The sequence below is a fragment of the Lentzea sp. NPDC051208 genome (genome assembly GCF_040682435.1).
Taxonomy (GTDB): Bacteria; Actinomycetota; Actinomycetes; order Mycobacteriales; family Pseudonocardiaceae; genus Lentzea; species Lentzea kristufekii.
The window spans coordinates 1-15,872 of the sequence record NZ_JBFBAW010000012.1; the positions used below are offsets into that span (position 1 = coordinate 1).

At 69.0% G+C, this 15,872-nt stretch carries 17 protein-coding genes and 1 pseudogene; 10 read left to right on the top strand and 8 right to left on the bottom strand.

Going from position 1 to position 15,872, the window contains the following annotated elements:
* Positions 1-96: 96 nt before the first annotated feature.
* Positions 97-438, bottom strand: a complete 342-nt coding sequence (locus AB0M48_RS27415) for a DUF1801 domain-containing protein (protein ID WP_363847170.1) — start codon at positions 436-438, stop codon at positions 97-99.
* 136 nt (positions 439-574) lie between these two features.
* On the opposite strand from AB0M48_RS27415, the gene icmF reads away from it, so the two are divergent.
* Together icmF and AB0M48_RS27425 are read left to right on the top strand one after the other, a co-directional pair.
* Entirely contained in the window at positions 575-3,781 is a 3,207-nt protein-coding gene (gene icmF, locus AB0M48_RS27420; protein ID WP_363847172.1) for a fused isobutyryl-CoA mutase/GTPase IcmF, read from the top strand.
* A 139-nt stretch (positions 3,782-3,920) separates the two neighbouring features.
* Entirely contained in the window at positions 3,921-4,445 is a 525-nt protein-coding gene (locus AB0M48_RS27425) for a hypothetical protein (RefSeq protein WP_363847174.1), read from the top strand.
* On the opposite strand, the gene AB0M48_RS27430 is transcribed toward AB0M48_RS27425, so the two are convergent.
* Positions 4,442-5,122, bottom strand: coding sequence for an MOSC N-terminal beta barrel domain-containing protein (locus AB0M48_RS27430; protein ID WP_363847176.1), 681 nt, complete (start codon positions 5,120-5,122; stop codon positions 4,442-4,444). The genes AB0M48_RS27425 and AB0M48_RS27430 overlap by 4 nt on opposite strands.
* 4 nt (positions 5,123-5,126) lie before the next feature.
* Positions 5,127-5,561, bottom strand: a complete 435-nt coding sequence (locus AB0M48_RS27435) for a nuclear transport factor 2 family protein (RefSeq protein ID WP_363847178.1) — start codon at positions 5,559-5,561, stop codon at positions 5,127-5,129.
* A 117-nt stretch (positions 5,562-5,678) separates the two neighbouring features.
* Between AB0M48_RS27435 and AB0M48_RS27440 the strand changes: the two genes are divergently transcribed.
* Both AB0M48_RS27440 and AB0M48_RS27445 read left to right on the top strand, forming a co-directional pair.
* The gene (locus tag AB0M48_RS27440; RefSeq protein ID WP_363847180.1) at positions 5,679-6,206 is read left to right on the top strand and encodes an ABATE domain-containing protein; all 528 of its coding nucleotides are present in this window, start codon (positions 5,679-5,681) and stop codon (positions 6,204-6,206) included.
* A gap of 83 nt (positions 6,207-6,289) precedes the next feature.
* The gene (locus AB0M48_RS27445; RefSeq protein WP_363847182.1) at positions 6,290-7,447 is read left to right on the top strand and encodes a hypothetical protein; all 1,158 of its coding nucleotides are present in this window, start codon (positions 6,290-6,292) and stop codon (positions 7,445-7,447) included.
* Here AB0M48_RS27445 and AB0M48_RS27450 read toward each other — a convergent pair.
* On the bottom strand, positions 7,444-8,094 hold the full coding sequence (locus AB0M48_RS27450) for a hypothetical protein (protein ID WP_363847184.1): 651 nt from the start codon (positions 8,092-8,094) through the stop codon (positions 7,444-7,446). The two genes, AB0M48_RS27445 and AB0M48_RS27450, sit on opposite strands and share 4 nt — an antisense overlap.
* 157 nt (positions 8,095-8,251) lie before the next feature.
* Here AB0M48_RS27450 and AB0M48_RS27455 point away from each other — a divergent pair, with 157 nt between their 5' ends.
* Positions 8,252-9,817, top strand: a complete 1,566-nt coding sequence (locus tag AB0M48_RS27455) for a GAF domain-containing protein (protein ID WP_363847817.1) — start codon at positions 8,252-8,254, stop codon at positions 9,815-9,817.
* Here AB0M48_RS27455 and AB0M48_RS27460 read toward each other — a convergent pair.
* Positions 9,814-10,464, bottom strand: coding sequence for a response regulator transcription factor (locus AB0M48_RS27460; RefSeq protein ID WP_363847186.1), 651 nt, complete (start codon positions 10,462-10,464; stop codon positions 9,814-9,816). The two genes, AB0M48_RS27455 and AB0M48_RS27460, sit on opposite strands and share 4 nt — an antisense overlap.
* Before the next feature lie 107 nt (positions 10,465-10,571).
* On the opposite strand from AB0M48_RS27460, the pseudogene AB0M48_RS27465 reads away from it, so the two are divergent.
* Both AB0M48_RS27465 and AB0M48_RS27470 read left to right on the top strand, forming a co-directional pair.
* A pseudogene (locus AB0M48_RS27465) lies at positions 10,572-10,820 on the top strand (universal stress protein); the annotation flags it as partial.
* Positions 10,821-10,868: 48 nt separating this feature from the next.
* On the top strand, positions 10,869-11,213 hold the full coding sequence (locus AB0M48_RS27470; RefSeq protein ID WP_363847188.1) for a universal stress protein: 345 nt from the start codon (positions 10,869-10,871) through the stop codon (positions 11,211-11,213).
* Here AB0M48_RS27470 and AB0M48_RS27475 read toward each other — a convergent pair.
* On the bottom strand, positions 11,200-11,757 hold the full coding sequence (locus AB0M48_RS27475; protein WP_363847190.1) for a YceI family protein: 558 nt from the start codon (positions 11,755-11,757) through the stop codon (positions 11,200-11,202). The two genes, AB0M48_RS27470 and AB0M48_RS27475, sit on opposite strands and share 14 nt — an antisense overlap.
* Before the next feature lie 94 nt (positions 11,758-11,851).
* On the opposite strand from AB0M48_RS27475, the gene AB0M48_RS27480 reads away from it, so the two are divergent.
* On the top strand, positions 11,852-12,385 hold the full coding sequence (locus AB0M48_RS27480) for a MarR family transcriptional regulator (RefSeq protein WP_363847193.1): 534 nt from the start codon (positions 11,852-11,854) through the stop codon (positions 12,383-12,385).
* Here AB0M48_RS27480 and AB0M48_RS27485 read toward each other — a convergent pair.
* The gene (locus AB0M48_RS27485) at positions 12,290-13,234 is read right to left on the bottom strand and encodes a helix-turn-helix domain-containing protein (protein WP_363847195.1); all 945 of its coding nucleotides are present in this window, start codon (positions 13,232-13,234) and stop codon (positions 12,290-12,292) included. The two genes, AB0M48_RS27480 and AB0M48_RS27485, sit on opposite strands and share 96 nt — an antisense overlap.
* 71 nt (positions 13,235-13,305) lie before the next feature.
* Here AB0M48_RS27485 and AB0M48_RS27490 point away from each other — a divergent pair, with 71 nt between their 5' ends.
* Positions 13,306-13,455 carry a hypothetical protein gene (locus AB0M48_RS27490; RefSeq protein ID WP_319987880.1) on the top strand — a complete coding sequence of 50 codons (150 nt, stop codon included), beginning with the start codon at positions 13,306-13,308 and terminating at the stop codon, positions 13,453-13,455.
* Here AB0M48_RS27490 and AB0M48_RS27495 read toward each other — a convergent pair.
* A complete protein-coding gene (locus tag AB0M48_RS27495) occupies positions 13,448-14,572 on the bottom strand; it encodes a citrate/2-methylcitrate synthase (protein ID WP_363847196.1) in 1,125 nt (374 codons plus the stop codon). The genes AB0M48_RS27490 and AB0M48_RS27495 overlap by 8 nt on opposite strands.
* A 42-nt stretch (positions 14,573-14,614) precedes the next feature.
* Here AB0M48_RS27495 and AB0M48_RS27500 point away from each other — a divergent pair, with 42 nt between their 5' ends.
* Entirely contained in the window at positions 14,615-15,736 is a 1,122-nt protein-coding gene (locus tag AB0M48_RS27500) for a citrate synthase (protein ID WP_363847198.1), read from the top strand.
* Positions 15,737-15,872: the final 136 nt, after the last annotated feature.

Sequence of the window (15,872 nt, forward strand, 5' to 3'; positions counted from 1 at the left end):
AGATGTCGCAATCCACACCGAACCCGGAGGCCCTCCCTCATTCCAAGATCATCCGACTACGTGTCGGACCGTTCGCAACCTCGCTGGGCAATACACCTAGCCGCTCTCACCCATCCGCTGCCGCACGAGGTCACGCACCACGTCGTCGGGCAGCGGCATGTCCGTGGTGAACCGGACAGTGCCCTTGGACAGCGAGAAACCGGCCAGCCGGTCGCGCACCACGTCGACGGCCGCGGGGCTGAACGGGAACACGGCCAGGTGGTCCTTCGCCGCCTTGAACCCGAGCAGCGGCTTGCCCTTGAGCCTCAGCGCGGCCAGGCCGTAGCTCAGGCCCTGCTCGGCCGCCGGGGCGAGTTCCTCGGCCAGCGCGCGGATGTGCGCGAACGCGTCGCGCGCCGGAGCGTCGAGGCTCGCGAAGCAGTCGTCAACGTCGGCCATGGCGGCACGCTACTCGCGCGAAGTGCTCCGCGAGCGAACCTGTGGCAGGCGGCGGGAGGATGTCCCTTCCTTCTCGATACAGAGACCTGGACCACCCTCGGTTGCACGTCCGATAGTAGGAAGTCAAACTATTCTCATGGCGACCACTCTGCACAAGCCGGTGAACCCGGTGCGCTTTGTGACCGCGTCCAGCCTGTTCGACGGCCACGACGCGGCTATCAACATCATGCGGAGGATCCTGCAGTCGCAGGGTGCGGAGGTCATCCACCTCGGCCACAACAGGTCGGTGGCGGAGGTCGTGGACGCCGCGATCCAGGAGGACGCGCAGGGCATCGCCATCAGCGCGTACCAGGGCGGGCACGTCGAGTACTTCTCCTACCTGGTCGAGCTGCTCAACGAGCGCGGCGCCGGGCACATCCGGGTCTACGGCGGCGGTGGCGGTGTCATCGTCCCCGAGGAGATCGAGCTGCTGCACTCGCGCGGGGTCGCGCGGATCTTCTCGCCGCAGGACGGGCAGACGCTCGGCCTCGCCCGGATGATCAACCTGATGATCGAGGAGTGCGACCACGCGCTGACGGAGCCGTTCAGCCACGACGCGCTGCTGACGGGGGCGGACGAGGCCCTGGCGCGCGCGATCACGCACATCGAGGCCGGGACCGCGGAGCCCCTGACGACGACGCGCAAGGTGCCGGTCCTGGGCATCACCGGCACCGGTGGCTCGGGCAAGTCGTCGCTCACCGACGAGCTGGTGCGCCGCTTCCGGCTCGACCAGCAGGACAAGCTGCGCATCGCCGTGCTCGCCGTCGACCCGACGCGCCGCCGTGGTGGTGGCGCGCTGCTCGGCGACCGCATCCGGATGAACTGCCTCGACGGCGACCGCGTGTTCTTCCGTTCGCTGGCCACGCGCCGTGCGGGCAGCGAGATCCCGGACGGCCTGGAGCAGGCCATCGTGGCGTGCAAGGCGTCCGGTGCCGATCTGGTCATCGTCGAGACGCCCGGTATCGGTCAGGGTGACGCGGCCATCGTGCCGTTCGTCGACTTCTCGCTGTACGTGATGACGCCGGAGTTCGGTGCCGCGTCGCAGCTCGAGAAGATAGACATGCTCGACTACGCGGACGCCGTGGCGATCAACAAGTTCGAGCGCCGCGGTGCCGAGGACGCGCGCAGGGACGTCGCACGGCAGATGGTGCGCAACCGCGAGGCGTTCGGCGTCAAGTGGGAGGACATGCCGGTCTACGGCACGTCCGCCGCGACGTTCAACGACGACGGCGTGACGGCGCTCTACCAGTTCCTGCGCGACGGTCTGGTGGAGCACGGTCTCGCGGTGGAGGAGGGCGCGCTCCCCGTCGTCTCCGGCAAGACGTCGACCTCCGCGTCCACGATCGTGCCCGCCGCCCGTGCGCGCTACCTCTCCGACATCTCCGACACGGTGCGCGGCTACCACCGCAGGACCGAGGAGCAGGTCGAGGCGGTCCGCAGGCACACCCAGCTCTCCGGTGCCCGGAAGGCGTTGGAGGCAGCGGGCAAGGGCGTCACGGACATCGCCGAACTGGCTTCCGAGGCCGAGCGCAAGGTCGACCGTGAGACGGCCGACCTGCTGCAGGCGTGGCCCGCCACCGTCGAGCAGTACTCCGGCGACGAGCTCGTGTTCAAGGTGCGGGACAAGGAGATCCGCACCAGGCTCACGCGCGAGACGTTGTCCGGCAACCAGGTCCGCCGGGTCAGCCTGCCCCGCTACGACGACGAGGGCTCGCTGCTGCGGTTCCTGCGCAAGGAGAACCTGCCGGGCTTCTTCCCCTACACCGCGGGGGTCTTCCCGTTCAAGCGCGAGGGCGAGGACCCGGCGCGCATGTTCGCGGGCGAGGGCGACGCGTTCCGCACCAACCGCCGCTTCAAGTACCTGTCGCAGGGCAACCCGGCCACGCGGCTGTCCACGGCGTTCGACTCGGTGACGCTCTACGGCCGCGACCCCGACACCCCGCCGGACGTCTACGGCAAGATCGGCACCTCCGGCGTCTCGATCGCGTCGCTCGACGACATGAAGGCCCTGTACGACGGCTTCGACCTGGTCGCGCCGACGACGTCCGTGTCGATGACGATCAACGGCCCGGCGCCGACGATCCTCGCGTACTTCCTCAACACGGTGATCGACCAGCAGGTCGACAAGTTCAAGGCGGACAACGACCGCGAGCCCGACGCGGACGAGTACGCGCGGCTCAGGGCGTTCGCGCTGGCCAACGTCCGCGGCACCGTTCAGGCCGACATCCTCAAGGAGGACCAGGGCCAGAACACCTGCATCTTCTCCACGGAGTTCTCGCTGCGCATGATGGCGGACATCCAGGAGTGGTTCATCCAGCAGCAGGTCCGCAACTTCTACTCGGTGTCGATCTCGGGCTACCACATCGCCGAGGCCGGGGCGAACCCCATCAGCCAGCTCGCCTTCACGCTCGCCAACGGCTTCACCTACGTCGAGTCGTACCTGGCGCGCGGCATGAACATCGACGACTTCGCGCCGAACCTGTCGTTCTTCTTCTCCAACGGCATGGACGCCGAGTACAGCGTCATCGGCCGCGTGGCGCGCCGCATCTGGGCCGTGGCCATGCGCGACCGCTACGGCGCCGCGGAGCGTTCGCAGAAGTTCAAGTACCACGTGCAGACGTCGGGCCGTTCGCTGCACGCGCAGGAGATGGACTTCAACGACATCCGCACGACGCTGCAGGCTCTCTGCGCGCTGTACGACAACTGCAACTCCCTGCACACCAACGCCTACGACGAGGCGATCACCACTCCCACGGAGTCGTCCGTCCGCCGCGCGATGGCCATCCAGATGATCATCAACAAGGAGTGGGGCCTCTCCGCGAACGAGAACCCGCTGCAGGGCTCGTTCGTCATCGACGAGCTGACCGACCTCGTCGAAGAGGCCGTGCTGATGGAGTTCGACCGCATCTCCGAACGCGGCGGCGTGCTCGGCGCGATGGAGACCGGCTACCAGCGCGGCCGCATCCAGGACGAGTCGATGCTCTACGAACAGCGCAAGCACGACGGCTCGCTGCCGTTGATCGGCGTCAACACCTTCCTGCCCGAGGGCGGCGAGCGCGAGGTCGTGAAGATCGAGCTCGCGCGCGCCACCGAGGAGGAGAAGGAGTCGCAGGTCAACCGCACGCGCGCCTATCAGGCCGCGCACCGCGACGAGGCCCAGAAGGCGCTGGCGCGGCTGCGTGAGGTGGCGCAGACGAACGAGAACGTGTTCGCGGTGCTGATGGACGCGGCCCGCGTGTGCACGCTCGGGCAGATCACCGAGGCGTTCTTCGAGGTGGGCGGCCAGTACCGCCGCAACATCTAGGCGAACCGGCCTCGTTGACACCTGTTCCGGTGCTCAGGCAGGCTTGAGCGCGTTGGCAGCGGGGGCTGCCGACGCACTCATGAAAAGCCTGGGGGCTCTCATGCACACGCGTTCTGTTTTGCTGCGCTTGTTCAGTTTGATGGCGATCGTCCTCGCGATCGGGACGACTCCGGTGCCGGCCGGCGCGGCCCCGGACGTCCCCGCGACCGAGCAGGCCGTCCCGGCGGCGGACCACTGGACGTACACGACCACCGAAGCGTGGTTGCGCCAGTGCGCGACCCTCAACTGCGGTTACCACGTCCTTCCCGCCGGCACGGCCGTCCGGGTCTACTGCTACACCAACAACGTGGGCATCACCTGGAACGTGGCGAGGACGACGGACAACCGCGCCGGCCACCTGGACGCCTCCGCCGTTCAGGTGCCCAACTGGAGCCAGTCGTGCAGCAACGTGGGCACGAAGTTGCGGGTTTCGCAGTTCGAGCTGTGGGCTCACAGCTGCCCGGCGATGGCCTGCGGCTACGGAGTGGTGCCGCGCGGTCATGACATCGCGGCCTTGTCCATGGCGAGCGAGTTGGGCGACGGCTACCTCTGGACGCTGATCCTCGACCACGACAACGTGCACAAGAACCTGGTCGGCTGGGTGCACACCGAGGACATCGACTAAAAGGCGTACGGCCGGCCGACGATCCACCCGCCCACGTGGCCGGGGAGCTCGTCGGTCGGCACCAGCTCGACGCTGTCACCGACGTTGACCACACCTGGCCGGACCACCCAGCTGTCGAGGCACAGCACGCCGCCGAACTCGTGCCGGATCCGGCGGTGCACGTCCAGGTCCTGTGCGCCGGTGTCCGGGTCGATCGTCGTGACCACGCAGCGGGCGCGCTTCTGGTACATCCCGATGACCACGTCGCCGACCACCAGCGCGTGCCCCGGCCAGCCGTCCTCCTCACCGGCCTCGACGCCGCCGATGAGGATGTTGGGCCGCAACCGCCGCACGTCGACGCCCGCGGCCTCGACCTGCCCGTCCGTCGCGACGAGGACGTTGAGCACGTCGAACCGCTCGGGGCCGGTGTAGCGGGTGAGCCTGCCGCCGAACGGGAGCACCTTCTCGTGCGCCTGCCAGCTGTCCCAGGGATGTCCGTCGACCAACGGGCCGTCGGGGCCGGTGGAAGCCGGAATGGTGAGCAGGCCGTACCGGGTGCGTCCGGTCAGCACACCGCGCGGACCTCGCACGTGCACCAGCCGGTCGCCCTCGACGCCGTCCGGGGTGAACGCGGCCTGCCGCAGTTCCTCGCCGCCCAGCGACTTCACCGGGTAGCGCCACAACGCTTTGACGTGCATGTCGTCACTCCGCCGGGATCTCGTAGGTGGAGTCCGGGTCGACGCGGCGCTCGGACTCGGCGATCTTCACGTCGTTGATGCTCGCCTCGCGCCTGCGCATCAGGCCGGACTCGGCGAACTCCCAGTTCTCGTTGCCGTAGCTGCGCCACCACTGGCCCTCGTCGTCGTGCCACTCGTACTGGAAGCGCACGGCGATGCGGTTGTCGCTGAACGCCCACAACGACTTGCGCAACACGTACTCGTGCTCGCGCTCCCACTTCTTCGTCAGGAACGCGACGATCTCATCGGTGCCTCGGACGAACTCGGACCTGTTGCGCCACACCGAATCCGGCGTGTACGCACCGGCGACGCGCACCGGGTCCCTGGTGTTCCAGGCGTCCTGGGCCGCCTGGACCTTGAGGCGGGCGGTCTCGGCGTCGAACGGGGGCACGAGTGTCACGACGGTCCTTCCAACGGTTGGGCGACGCCGCAAACGTTAGAACGGTTTTCTAACGGATGCAAGCCTGTGTTACCGTTAGACGTGCTGACGCCCGACGAGCCCCGTCCGGTCCTGCTGATGAACACCATCTGGGCCAATCGGTCGCAGGTCCACGACGACCTGACGACTGTCGGTGGGCTCCGCGACTTCCTGGGCGTTCCGGTGGACGAGGCCGATCTCGACGCGTTCCGCTCGCTGCGGCAGGCACTGCGCGACCTCGCTGGCGTGCTGACCGGGGACACGCGTGCGGTCGCGCGGGATCGTGACCTGGAGCGGGCCGTGGCCGAGGTCAACCGTGCGGCGCGCAGTGCGCAGCGGTGGCCGCAGCTGACCGTGCGGGACGGCGAACTGTTGCGGCACAACGAAAGTGTCGGGTCACCCGCGGATCGCGAGCGCGCCTCGATCGCCGCGGAGGCCGTGGACCTGTTCACCGGCGAGGACGGGGTCCTGTTGCGCGCCTGTTATGCGCCGGGCTGCGTGCTCTACTTCGTGAAGGACCACCCGCGTCGCGAATGGTGCTCGCCGTCGTGCGGCAACAGGGTCCGCGCGGCCCGCCACTACCGGCGCAATCGGGGTGAATCGCCTGGTCCGAACGGGTTTTCCTGATCAGCGGGGGTAAACATGGGCCGCCCCGATTCCGATTAAACGGACAACAGTGGGACGCGTTCTGTGTGTGGTGGTGATCCGCGATGTCCCGAGAATCCGTGCCAGGTCACGACATCAGCTATCACCTCGTCTGCTTCGACGAGACGGGCAACGAGCGGGGGCGGGACAGCGCGGACGTGCTGTACGACGCCCGCCAAGGCGTCACGGACGTCTTCTTCTTCATCCACGGGTGGAACGGCGACGTGCCGGCCGCCCGTGAACACTACGGGCGGTGGGTCGCGACGATGGCCGGCTGCCGTGCCGAACGTGAAGCGGCACACCGGCTTCCGGGTGGTTTCAAGTCCCTGCTAGTCGGCCTGCACTGGCCGTCGAAGGCGTGGGGCGACGAGGACGTGCGGTCGGACGAGTTCATCAAGGCACAAGCCAACCGCCTTGGCGGTGGCGCCGGACGCACGGCCGCCGTGCGCACGATCGTCCAGGCCGCCCGGCAGCACCCCTGCCGGATGTCGGCAGGAGTCAAACAGGCCTACGACTACCTGGAGAGCTCGGTCCCGGACCTGCCGGGCGAGGACGGGATGGCGTTCGACGCCGAGCAGCTCTACCGGGCGTGCCTGGAGGATCCGGCGCTGGGCGGCATCCTGTCGCCGTTGCGGATCCTGACGTTCTGGAAGATGAAGCGGCGCGCCAAGGTCTTCGGCGAGAGCGGCGCGGCCAGGATCGCCCGCGAGGTCGCCCAGGCCGCCCCGAACGCGCGCATCCACCTGATGGGCCACAGCTTCGGCTGCATCACCGCCACCGCGATGGCGAACGTGGTGCCCGCCGCGACGCTGACCCTGGTGCAGGCCGCGATGTCGCTGTGGTCGTTCGCGGAACGGCTGCCCGGTGAACCCGGCTCCGGCTACTTCCGCGGCGTGCTCGGCCGCGTGCCCGGCCCGATCATCGTCACCACGTCGTCGAACGACTACGCCATCGGCCGGTTCTACCCGCTGGCCGCGCGATCGGGCCGGCAGGTCGACCTCGACGAGTACCCGAAGTACGGCGGCCTCGGCTCGCACGGCGTGCAGGGCACCTACGCGCACGGCCACAACATCGGCTCTCCCGGCGAGCTCCTGCGCGGGCAGGTGCACAACGTCGACTGCACGTCCGTGATCCGCCGGATCGACGGGATCGCGGGCGCTCACAACGACATCTGCCACCCGGAGCTGGCGCGGCTGCTGTGGAAGGCGGTGATGACCCGCTAAGCGGTACCCAGGCGCAGCACGATCTGGGGTACCAGCGTGTTGCCCAGGTTGGGGCGCAGGTCCGCTCGCAACGCGGACAGGCTCACGGCGTCGTGGGCGGAGGAGACGGCGAACCCGGCCGTTCCCGCGGTCAGCACGACGCGCTGCATCGCTTGCCCCGCGCGGATTTCGGCCGCGGCACCCTGGGTGAACGTGCACAGCACCAGCTCGGTGCCGCTGCGCACGTGCAGCCAGGCACGCTCGACTTCGGCCGCCCGCGACAGCAGGCCGCGCCAGGCGGCGAGTTCGGGGAACGCCGTCCACGTGCGACGGTTCGCGCCCAGCGACCGCAGCAGCGCCAGCACGTCCGAGTTCGGCTCCTGGTAGCCGCCGAGCCTGATGGCCGCCGCCGCGTCGTGCGCGGTCGGTCCTGGCAGCAGCGTCACCAGTGGACGGATGCCGTGTGCCTGCAGTGCCAGCCGGGCGATGAGCAGCGCCGCCCCGCAGGCCAGCCGCGTCTCCCGGCTGTGCGGCCCGGTGGTGTGCAGCTCGATCTGTTCGGGACGCACCTCGAACCGCACGTCGGGAGCGGAGGCTCTGGCCAGGGAGAGGACGCCGCGCACTTCCTCACTCGCCAGTCCGAGTGAGCCGGGCACGGTGACGGTCATGGTCACACTGTGCGGCCGGAACGACGGCGGAGCCACGGTCGAAGGTCCTCATTTCCCAGGGCCGTGAGTTGGTCGAAAGTGTGCGAATGTAGGCGGCGTGCCTGACGTGCCTGGTCGCCGCGATCTCGACGAGCTGCTCGACGAGGTCCGGGACCGCATGGACGAGATCGTGACCACCCGCGACCACATGCAGGAACTGCTGGGGGCGGTGCTCGCCGTCGCGTCCGGTCTGGAACTCGAGCCGACACTGCTGCGCATCGTCCAGGCGGCCGTGGACCTGGTCGGTGCCCGCTACGGCGCGCTGGGCGTGCTCGGCACCCGCGACGACCTCTCGCAGTTCCTCCACGTCGGCGTGGACGAGGTGACCCGAGGGTCCATGGGCCACCTGCCCGAGGGCAAGGGCCTGCTCGGGTTGCTCATCAAGGACCCGACGCCGTTGCGCCTGCGTGACCTCGCACAGCACGAGATGTCGGTCGGCTTCCCGGCCAACCACCCGCCGATGCACAGCTTCCTGGGCGTGCCCGTGCGCGTGCGCGACGAGGTGTTCGGCAACCTCTACATGACCGAGAAGATTGACGCCGCCGAGTTCACCGCCGACGACGAGGCCGTCCTGCTGGCCCTGGCCGCCGCCGCGGGCATCGCGATCGAGAACGCCCGCCTGTTCGAACGCTCCCGCATGCGCGAGCGGTGGCTGGAGGCGATCGGCGAGGTGAACTCCGAACTGCTGGGCGGCGCCTCCGGCGAGTACGCGCTGCGCCTCATCACCCAGCGCACCGTCGAACTCGCCGGCGCCGACTCGGCCCTCGTCGTCCTGGGCGACGGCCGGCAGGCACCGCTCTCCGTCGCCGCGAGCGCGGGAGTGAAGATCGACGACTCCGGCGCCGCCGAGCGCGCCGCCGACGAGGTGATCCGCTCCGGCGTGCCGCTCCTGGTGGACGACCTCGGCTCGGACAACGGCGCGGCCCTGGCCGTCCCGCTGCGTTCGGAGATGGGCGTGACAGGCGCCCTCGTGGTGCTGCGCCAGGGCGGCGGGACCCGCTTCCTGCCCGACCAGGTCCCGATGCTCGCGTCGTTCGCCGACCAGGCGGCCGTCGCCCTGGAGTTCGCCGAGCAGCAACGCTCGCAGCGCCTGCTCGACGTGCTGGAGGACCGCGACCGCATCGCCCGCGACCTGCACGACCACGTCATCCAGCGCCTGTTCGTCACCGGTCTCACCTTGCAGGCCACCCTGCGCCGCATCACCGAACCCGAGGTGGCCGCCCGCCTGCGGACCGCCGTCGAGCAGCTCGACGAGACCGTCCGCGAGATCCGCACGTCCATCTTCGACCTGCACTCGACCGACAACAGCTCGTTGCGCAGGCGCCTGCTCGACCTCGTCGCGGGCCTGACCGAGTCGACGCACCTCAAGCCGTCCATCCGCATGTCCGGCACCGTGGACAACTCGGTGCCCCCCGAACTCGCCGAGCACGTCGAGGCCGTCGTGCGCGAGGCCGTCACGAACTGCGTGCGGCACGCGGAGGCCACCGAGCTGACGGTGCTGATCGACGCCGGTGAGGACGTCGTGATCACCGTGCAGGACAACGGTGTCGGCCTTCCGGCCGAGGCGGCGCGCAGCGGCCTGCGCAACCTGGCGCACCGCGCGGTGAAGTTCGGCGGGTTGCTGGAGGTGACGGCGCCGGAAAGCGGCGGAACTTTCCTGGTGTGGCGCGTCCCCCTGGGCTAACGGAGCTTGTCGCCGTCCTTGCGGAACTGCGACGCGAACACGGCCGCCTGCGTGCGGCGCTGCATGCCGAGCTTCGCCAGCAGGTGCGAGACGTAGTTCTTGACGGTCTTCTCGGCGAGGAACATGCGCTCGGCGATCTGCCGGTTGGTCAGGCCCTCGCCGATCAGGTCGAGCACCGTGCGCTCCTGCTCGCTGAGCACGCGCAGCGGGTCGCCCTCCTCGCGCTCGCGGCGGATCCGGTTGAGCAGCGCGGAAGTCGTGCGGGCGTCCAGGAGGGACTGTCCTGCCGCGACGGTGCGGACGGCGTTGACCAGGTCCGCGCCGAGGATCTGCTTCAGCACGAAGCCGGAGGCGCCCGCCATGATCGCGTCGAACAGGGCCTCGTCGTCCGCGAAGCTCGTCAGCATCAGGCACTGCAGGCCGGGGATGCGGCTGCGCAGGTCGCGGCACAGCTCGATGCCGTTGCCGTCGGGGAGCCTGATGTCGAGCACCGCCACGTCGGCCTGCGCGCCCGGCACCTTGGCCAGGGCCTCGGTCACCGATGCGGCGTCACCGACCACTTCGAGATCGGACTCCTCGCCGAGCAGGTCCGCTATGCCGCGGCGGACGATCTCGTGGTCGTCGACGAGGAACACACGCGTCGCCATGAAGGCCACGGTAGCCCAAAGACCCTGACACGAAGGGCCTAACGGCACGCGGCGCACTACGACGATCGGGCCTACTTTGCGATCAAGAGCGGACTTCCGTTGTCGTCGGAGTCGACGGTTCCTCTTCCGCGCTCGCCGCGGTGGCCTGGGCTGCTCGGGCGTGCGTGCTCCACGGAGCGCCGTTGCGGTTGGTGCACGCCTGCACGTTGCCCACGCGCGGGTATCCGGAGGCCATCTCATCAGCGAGTGACCTGCGTTCGGCCATGTACGACCAAGGGCGGATGTGGCTCTCTCAAGCGCGGGTTCACCGGAGCGTTGGTCGGCTCAACGGCTGTGGCGCTGTCGGTTCACGGTGAGTGTCCCGTGGTGGTGGTCCGCGGAAACCAAGGGCAAGGGCCCGTGGTGTGGGCGTCGACCTCTCGCCCGAATCGGATCCGGCCATCGGCTTCGGGTTCGAGGAGGCGGCGGCGTCCGGCACGCCGTTGGTGGCGGCGATGGCGCACGACGAGCAGTGGCCGGCGCCGAAAACGCGAATGTCCGGGTGGCTGGAGAAGTACCCGGACGTCGCGGTGGAACTCGTGGCAGGGGAGCGACCGATCCCGTTGCTGCTGGAGCTCGGGCAACGGGCCGGGCTGCTCGTGGTCGGGTCGCGGGGGCGTGGCGGATTCGCCGGGATGCTGCTCGGGTCTACCTCGCAGGCCCTGATCTACCACGCCCCGTGCCCGGTGGCCGTCGTCAGGCCTGCTTGATCGCGGAGATCTCGAACTCGAGGACGACCTTCTCGCTCACCAGCACGCCACCGGTCTCCAGGGCGGCGTTCCAGGTGACGCCGTAGTCCTTGCGGTTGATGGTGTGCAAGCCCTCGAAGCCCACGCGGGTGTTGCCGAACGGGTCGACGGCCACGCCCTCGAAGGCGAACGGGATGGTGATGCTCTTGGTGACGTCCTTGATGGTCAGGTCGCCGGTGATCTCGAAGTTGTCGTCGTCGACCTGCTTCGCGGCGGTCGAGACGAACTTGATCTCCGGGTACTCCTCGACGGCGAGGAAGTCGTTGGTGGTCAGGTGACCGTCGCGCTGCGCGTTGCGCGTGTCGATGCTCGCGACCTTCAGGGTCACCTCGGCGGTGGTGTTCTCCGGCTTGTCGCCGTCGATGGAGATCTTGCCGTCGAACTCGTTGAACGCACCGCGAACCTTGGTGACCATCGCGTGGCGCGCGACGAAGCCGATGCGGGAGTGCGAGGCGTCGATGACGTAGTCGCCGGTCAGTTCGGAGAGGTTGGTGGCGGTGGTCATGGTGTCAAGTCCTTCGGTTGCTCGATTTGGTTGAAGTGTCACTCACCTTGCCGGAACGTGGGTGATGTGTCAACTATTCCCGTATGCTGAAGCGGTGACACGATGGTTGGAACCTGAGCAGCAGCGGGCGTGGCGTGCCTACGTCCGGATGCAGGGGGAGCTCAATGCGCATCTGAGCAGGCGAATGTCGGTCGATTCGGACATCTCGATGGCTGACTTCGCCGTGCTGGTGCAGCTCACCGACACGCCTGACGAACGCGTACGGGTGTTGGAGCTTGCACGGTCCTTGCACTGGGAGAAGAGCCGCATCTCACATCACGTCGCACGGATGGAGAAACGCGGCCTGGTGCGCAGGGAGAACTGCAGCAGCGACGGGCGCGGGTCGTTCGTCGTGCTGACGGACCAGGGCCGGTCCGCGATCGAGGAGGCGGCGCCGGCGCACGCCGAGACGGTGCACGAGCTGGTGTTCGACCTGCTCACCGACGCCGAGGTCGAGGCGCTGGGGTCGATCTCCGAGAAGATCTTCACCCGCCTAACGACAGGAGAATGTGCGGCGGTAGTCGCTCGGTGCGATGCCGACGACGCGATGGAAGTGGTGCCGGAGGAGGGCGGCTGTCCCGAAGCCTGACCTGGTCGCGACCGTGTCGACGTCCAGGTCGGTCTCTTCGAGCAACCTGCGCGCGTGAAGTACCCGCTGGAGTGACAGCCACTTGTTCGGAGTGGTGCCGGTCTCCGCGGCGAACCGGCGCGCGAAAGTCCGTTCGGACATGACGGCGAGCTTCGCCATCGTCGCCACCGTGTGGTTGTCCGCGATCGTGTCGAGCACCTGCTCCAGCACCGGCTCGAGGCTGTCGGAGCTGCACTCCGGGATGGGGAGCTCCACGAACTGCCGCTGACCGCCGTCGCGCTGCGGGGCCACGACCATCCGGCGCGCGATCGTGTTGGCGACCTTGGTGCCGAGCTCGCGCCGGACCAGGTGCAGGCAGGCGTCGATGCCCGCCGCGGTGCCGGCGCTGGTGATGATGTTCCCGTCGTCCACGAACAGCACGTCGGGGTCGAGCCGCGCCTTCGGGAACCGCGCCCGGAACTGCCCCGCCTCGTGCCAGTGCGTCGTGCAGTGCCGGTCGTCGAGCAGGCCTGCCGCGCCGAGGACGAACGCCCCGCTGCACACGCTGAGCAGCGTCGCGTCGGTCTCCTGGAGCGCCTTGACCAGCTTCTCCGGGTAGTCGTCGCGGACGCGCACGGCGGGCAGTGCGACGAGGTCGACGCTCTGCAGCGCGTCGAACCCGTGCTCCGGCGTGATGCTCACGCCGCGGATGCTCGTCGGCACCGGCTGGTTCGGGATCTCCCCGCACACCCGGAAATCGATCAGCGGCACGCCCTCTTCGGTCCGGTCGATGCCGAACACCTCGCAGAGCAGGCCGAACTCGAACGGCGCGACGCCGTCGATGAGGGGAACCGCCACCGATCGAAGCATGGCAGGATATTAGCGCGCAGCGTCAGATCTGCCACTGTTGGCGGGATATTGCTGACCGCAAACTTATTGACATGACTCTTGCAGCGATCGTCCTCGCAGTAGCCGCCCTCTCCGTCTGGCTCGACCGGCACCGCGACCGCACCGCCGGCCTGGCAGGCTCCACCGACGTCAACGACCGCGACCGCGTCCGCGTGCACGACGAACTCCGGTACCTCACCTGATACCGGTGCGCGCGATCGTCGGCTGGGGTCCCGTGTAGCGGGCGACCGGACGGATGATCTTCGTGTCCTCGGACTGTTCGAGCGCGTTGGCACACCATCCGACCACCCGGCTGCACGCGAACGTCGGCGTGAACATCTCGCGCGGGATGCCGCACTGCTCCATCAGCACGCCGGCGTAGAACTCCACGTTCGCGTACAGCTGCCGGCCGGGCTTGAGCTCGGCCAGCAGCTCCGTGACCCTGCGCTCGACGGTGACCGCGAACTCGGTGAGACGGGTCGGCTGCTCCTGGGCGATGCCCTTGAGCAGGCGCGCCCGCGGGTCCTCCGTCTTGTAGACGGCGTGCCCGAAACCCATGATCCGGTCGCCCTGCTCGATCCGCTCCCGCACCCAGGCGTCGATGTTGTCCGGCGTCCCGATGAGGTCCAGCGCCTCCAGCGCCCGGTCCGGCGCGCCACCGTGCAGCGGTCCCGAGAACGTGCCGATGGCCGCCGTCACCGCGGACACGACGTCCGCTCCCGCACTCGCGACCACGCGTGCGGTGAACGTCGAGGCGTTGAAGCCGTGGTCGATCGTGGCGATCAGGTACTGCTCGACTGCACGGCTCGCCCATGTCGACGGCTCCTGTCCAGTCAACATGTACAACCAGTTCGCCGACGTGGACAGATCAACCCTCGGGTTGACGGGATCAAGTCCGAGCTTGAGCCGGTGCAGTGCCGCCAGGATCGTCGGGGTCATCGCGCTGACCCTGAGCGCGTCCGCCTTCCGCTGGCTCATCGGCGCGTCCCACATCGGCCGCGACGGCAGCATCGAGAGCGCGGTCCGCAGCCCGGCCAGTGCCGTGCAGCCCGACCGCGCGATTGAGGGCAGCACCTCGCTGACGGTCGCCGGCAGCGCTCGCAACGCGGCGGTCTGCTCGGTGAAGAGCACGGCCTCGTCCCGGTCCGGCAGCCGGCCCTCGGCGAAGAGGAACCACACGTCCTCGAACGACCGGGTCCTGGCCAGTTCGATCGCGTCGTGCTCGCGGTAGTGGTAGTAGCCCGCGGCACCGTTCACGTCCCCGATCAGCGTCGTGGTGACGACGACGTCTTTAAGCCCTTTGGGTGCATCAATCAACATGGATGAAAGGCTCCGTCAACATGTCTTGTACAGTCAACGTTGATGGAATCAATGTTGACGACGAACCAGGCCGCCCGCCGACTGGGCGTGAAACCGGCGACGGTCTACTCGTACGTCAGCCGCAAACTCCTGACCAGCAAGAAGGTCAACCGCCAGAGCATGTTCGACGTCGCCGAGGTCGAAGCCCTGGCGCAACGCACTGGTGCCCGCGGCGCAGTGGCCGCTGTGACGGATCGCATCCGCACCCGCATCTCCCTGCTGGAGAAGGACCGCCTCCACTACCGGGGCCGCTCCGTCCCGGGACTGGCGAGCACCAAGCGCTTCGAGGACGTCGCGCACTGGCTGTGGACGGGGATCGACTCCGAGGGCGTGCAGTTCCCCGAGGGCCAGGAGATCTGGATGGCCCTTCCGGAGAGCGCCACCCTGACCGACCGGATCCGGGTGGCCGTGGTCCTCGCGAGCGCGGGCGACCCGCTGAGGTTCGACCTCGACCGGGCCATCACCACGGCCATGTCCCTGATCGCCGACGTCGTCGAGTCCCTGCCGATGCTGGGCAGGCCCGCGGGCACCGACATCGCCGACCGCCTCTGGGCCCGCCTCTCACCGGAACCCCCGCGAACTGACCTGCTCAACGCCGCCCTGATCCTCCTGGCGGACCACGACCTGGCCATCTCGACCATGGCCGCACGGGTCGCCGCGTCGGCCCACGCCCACCCGTACGCCGTCGTCTCCGCGGGCCTCGGCGCGATGGAGGGCCAGCGGCACGGCGCCGCCGCGACGATCGCGCACCGCTTCCTCACCCAGGCCGCGGCCGACCCGATGGGCGCCGTCGCGGAGCACCTGCGGGCGGGCCAGCCGATCCCCGGCTTCGGGCACCGCATCTACCAGTCCCGCGACCCGCGCGCCGACCACTTCCTCGCGCTGCTGCGCGACCACGGCGACCTGGTGGCGGACAAGGTGATCGCCACCCAGCCAAAGACGTTCCCGAACATGGACCTGGCGCTGGCGCAGTTCGGGCTGACGTTCTCGATGCCGCCGACGGCGGGGGAGGCCATCTTCTCGATCGCGCGGATCGCGGGGTGGATCGCGCACGCGATGGAGGAGTACAAGGAGCCGGGTCTGCGGTTCCGGACGATGGGTGTGTACACGGGCGACAGGCCGTAACCGGTCCGCGAGTCCCGGGACCGGCGGACCAGCGGCACGCCGCCGAGCCGTAGGCACGTCGCCGAGCCGGAGCGCGGCAGTGGCAGGCGGCCGTGTCGGAGCGGCCGCGACGCGGTGGCCTTGGGACTGCACGGCT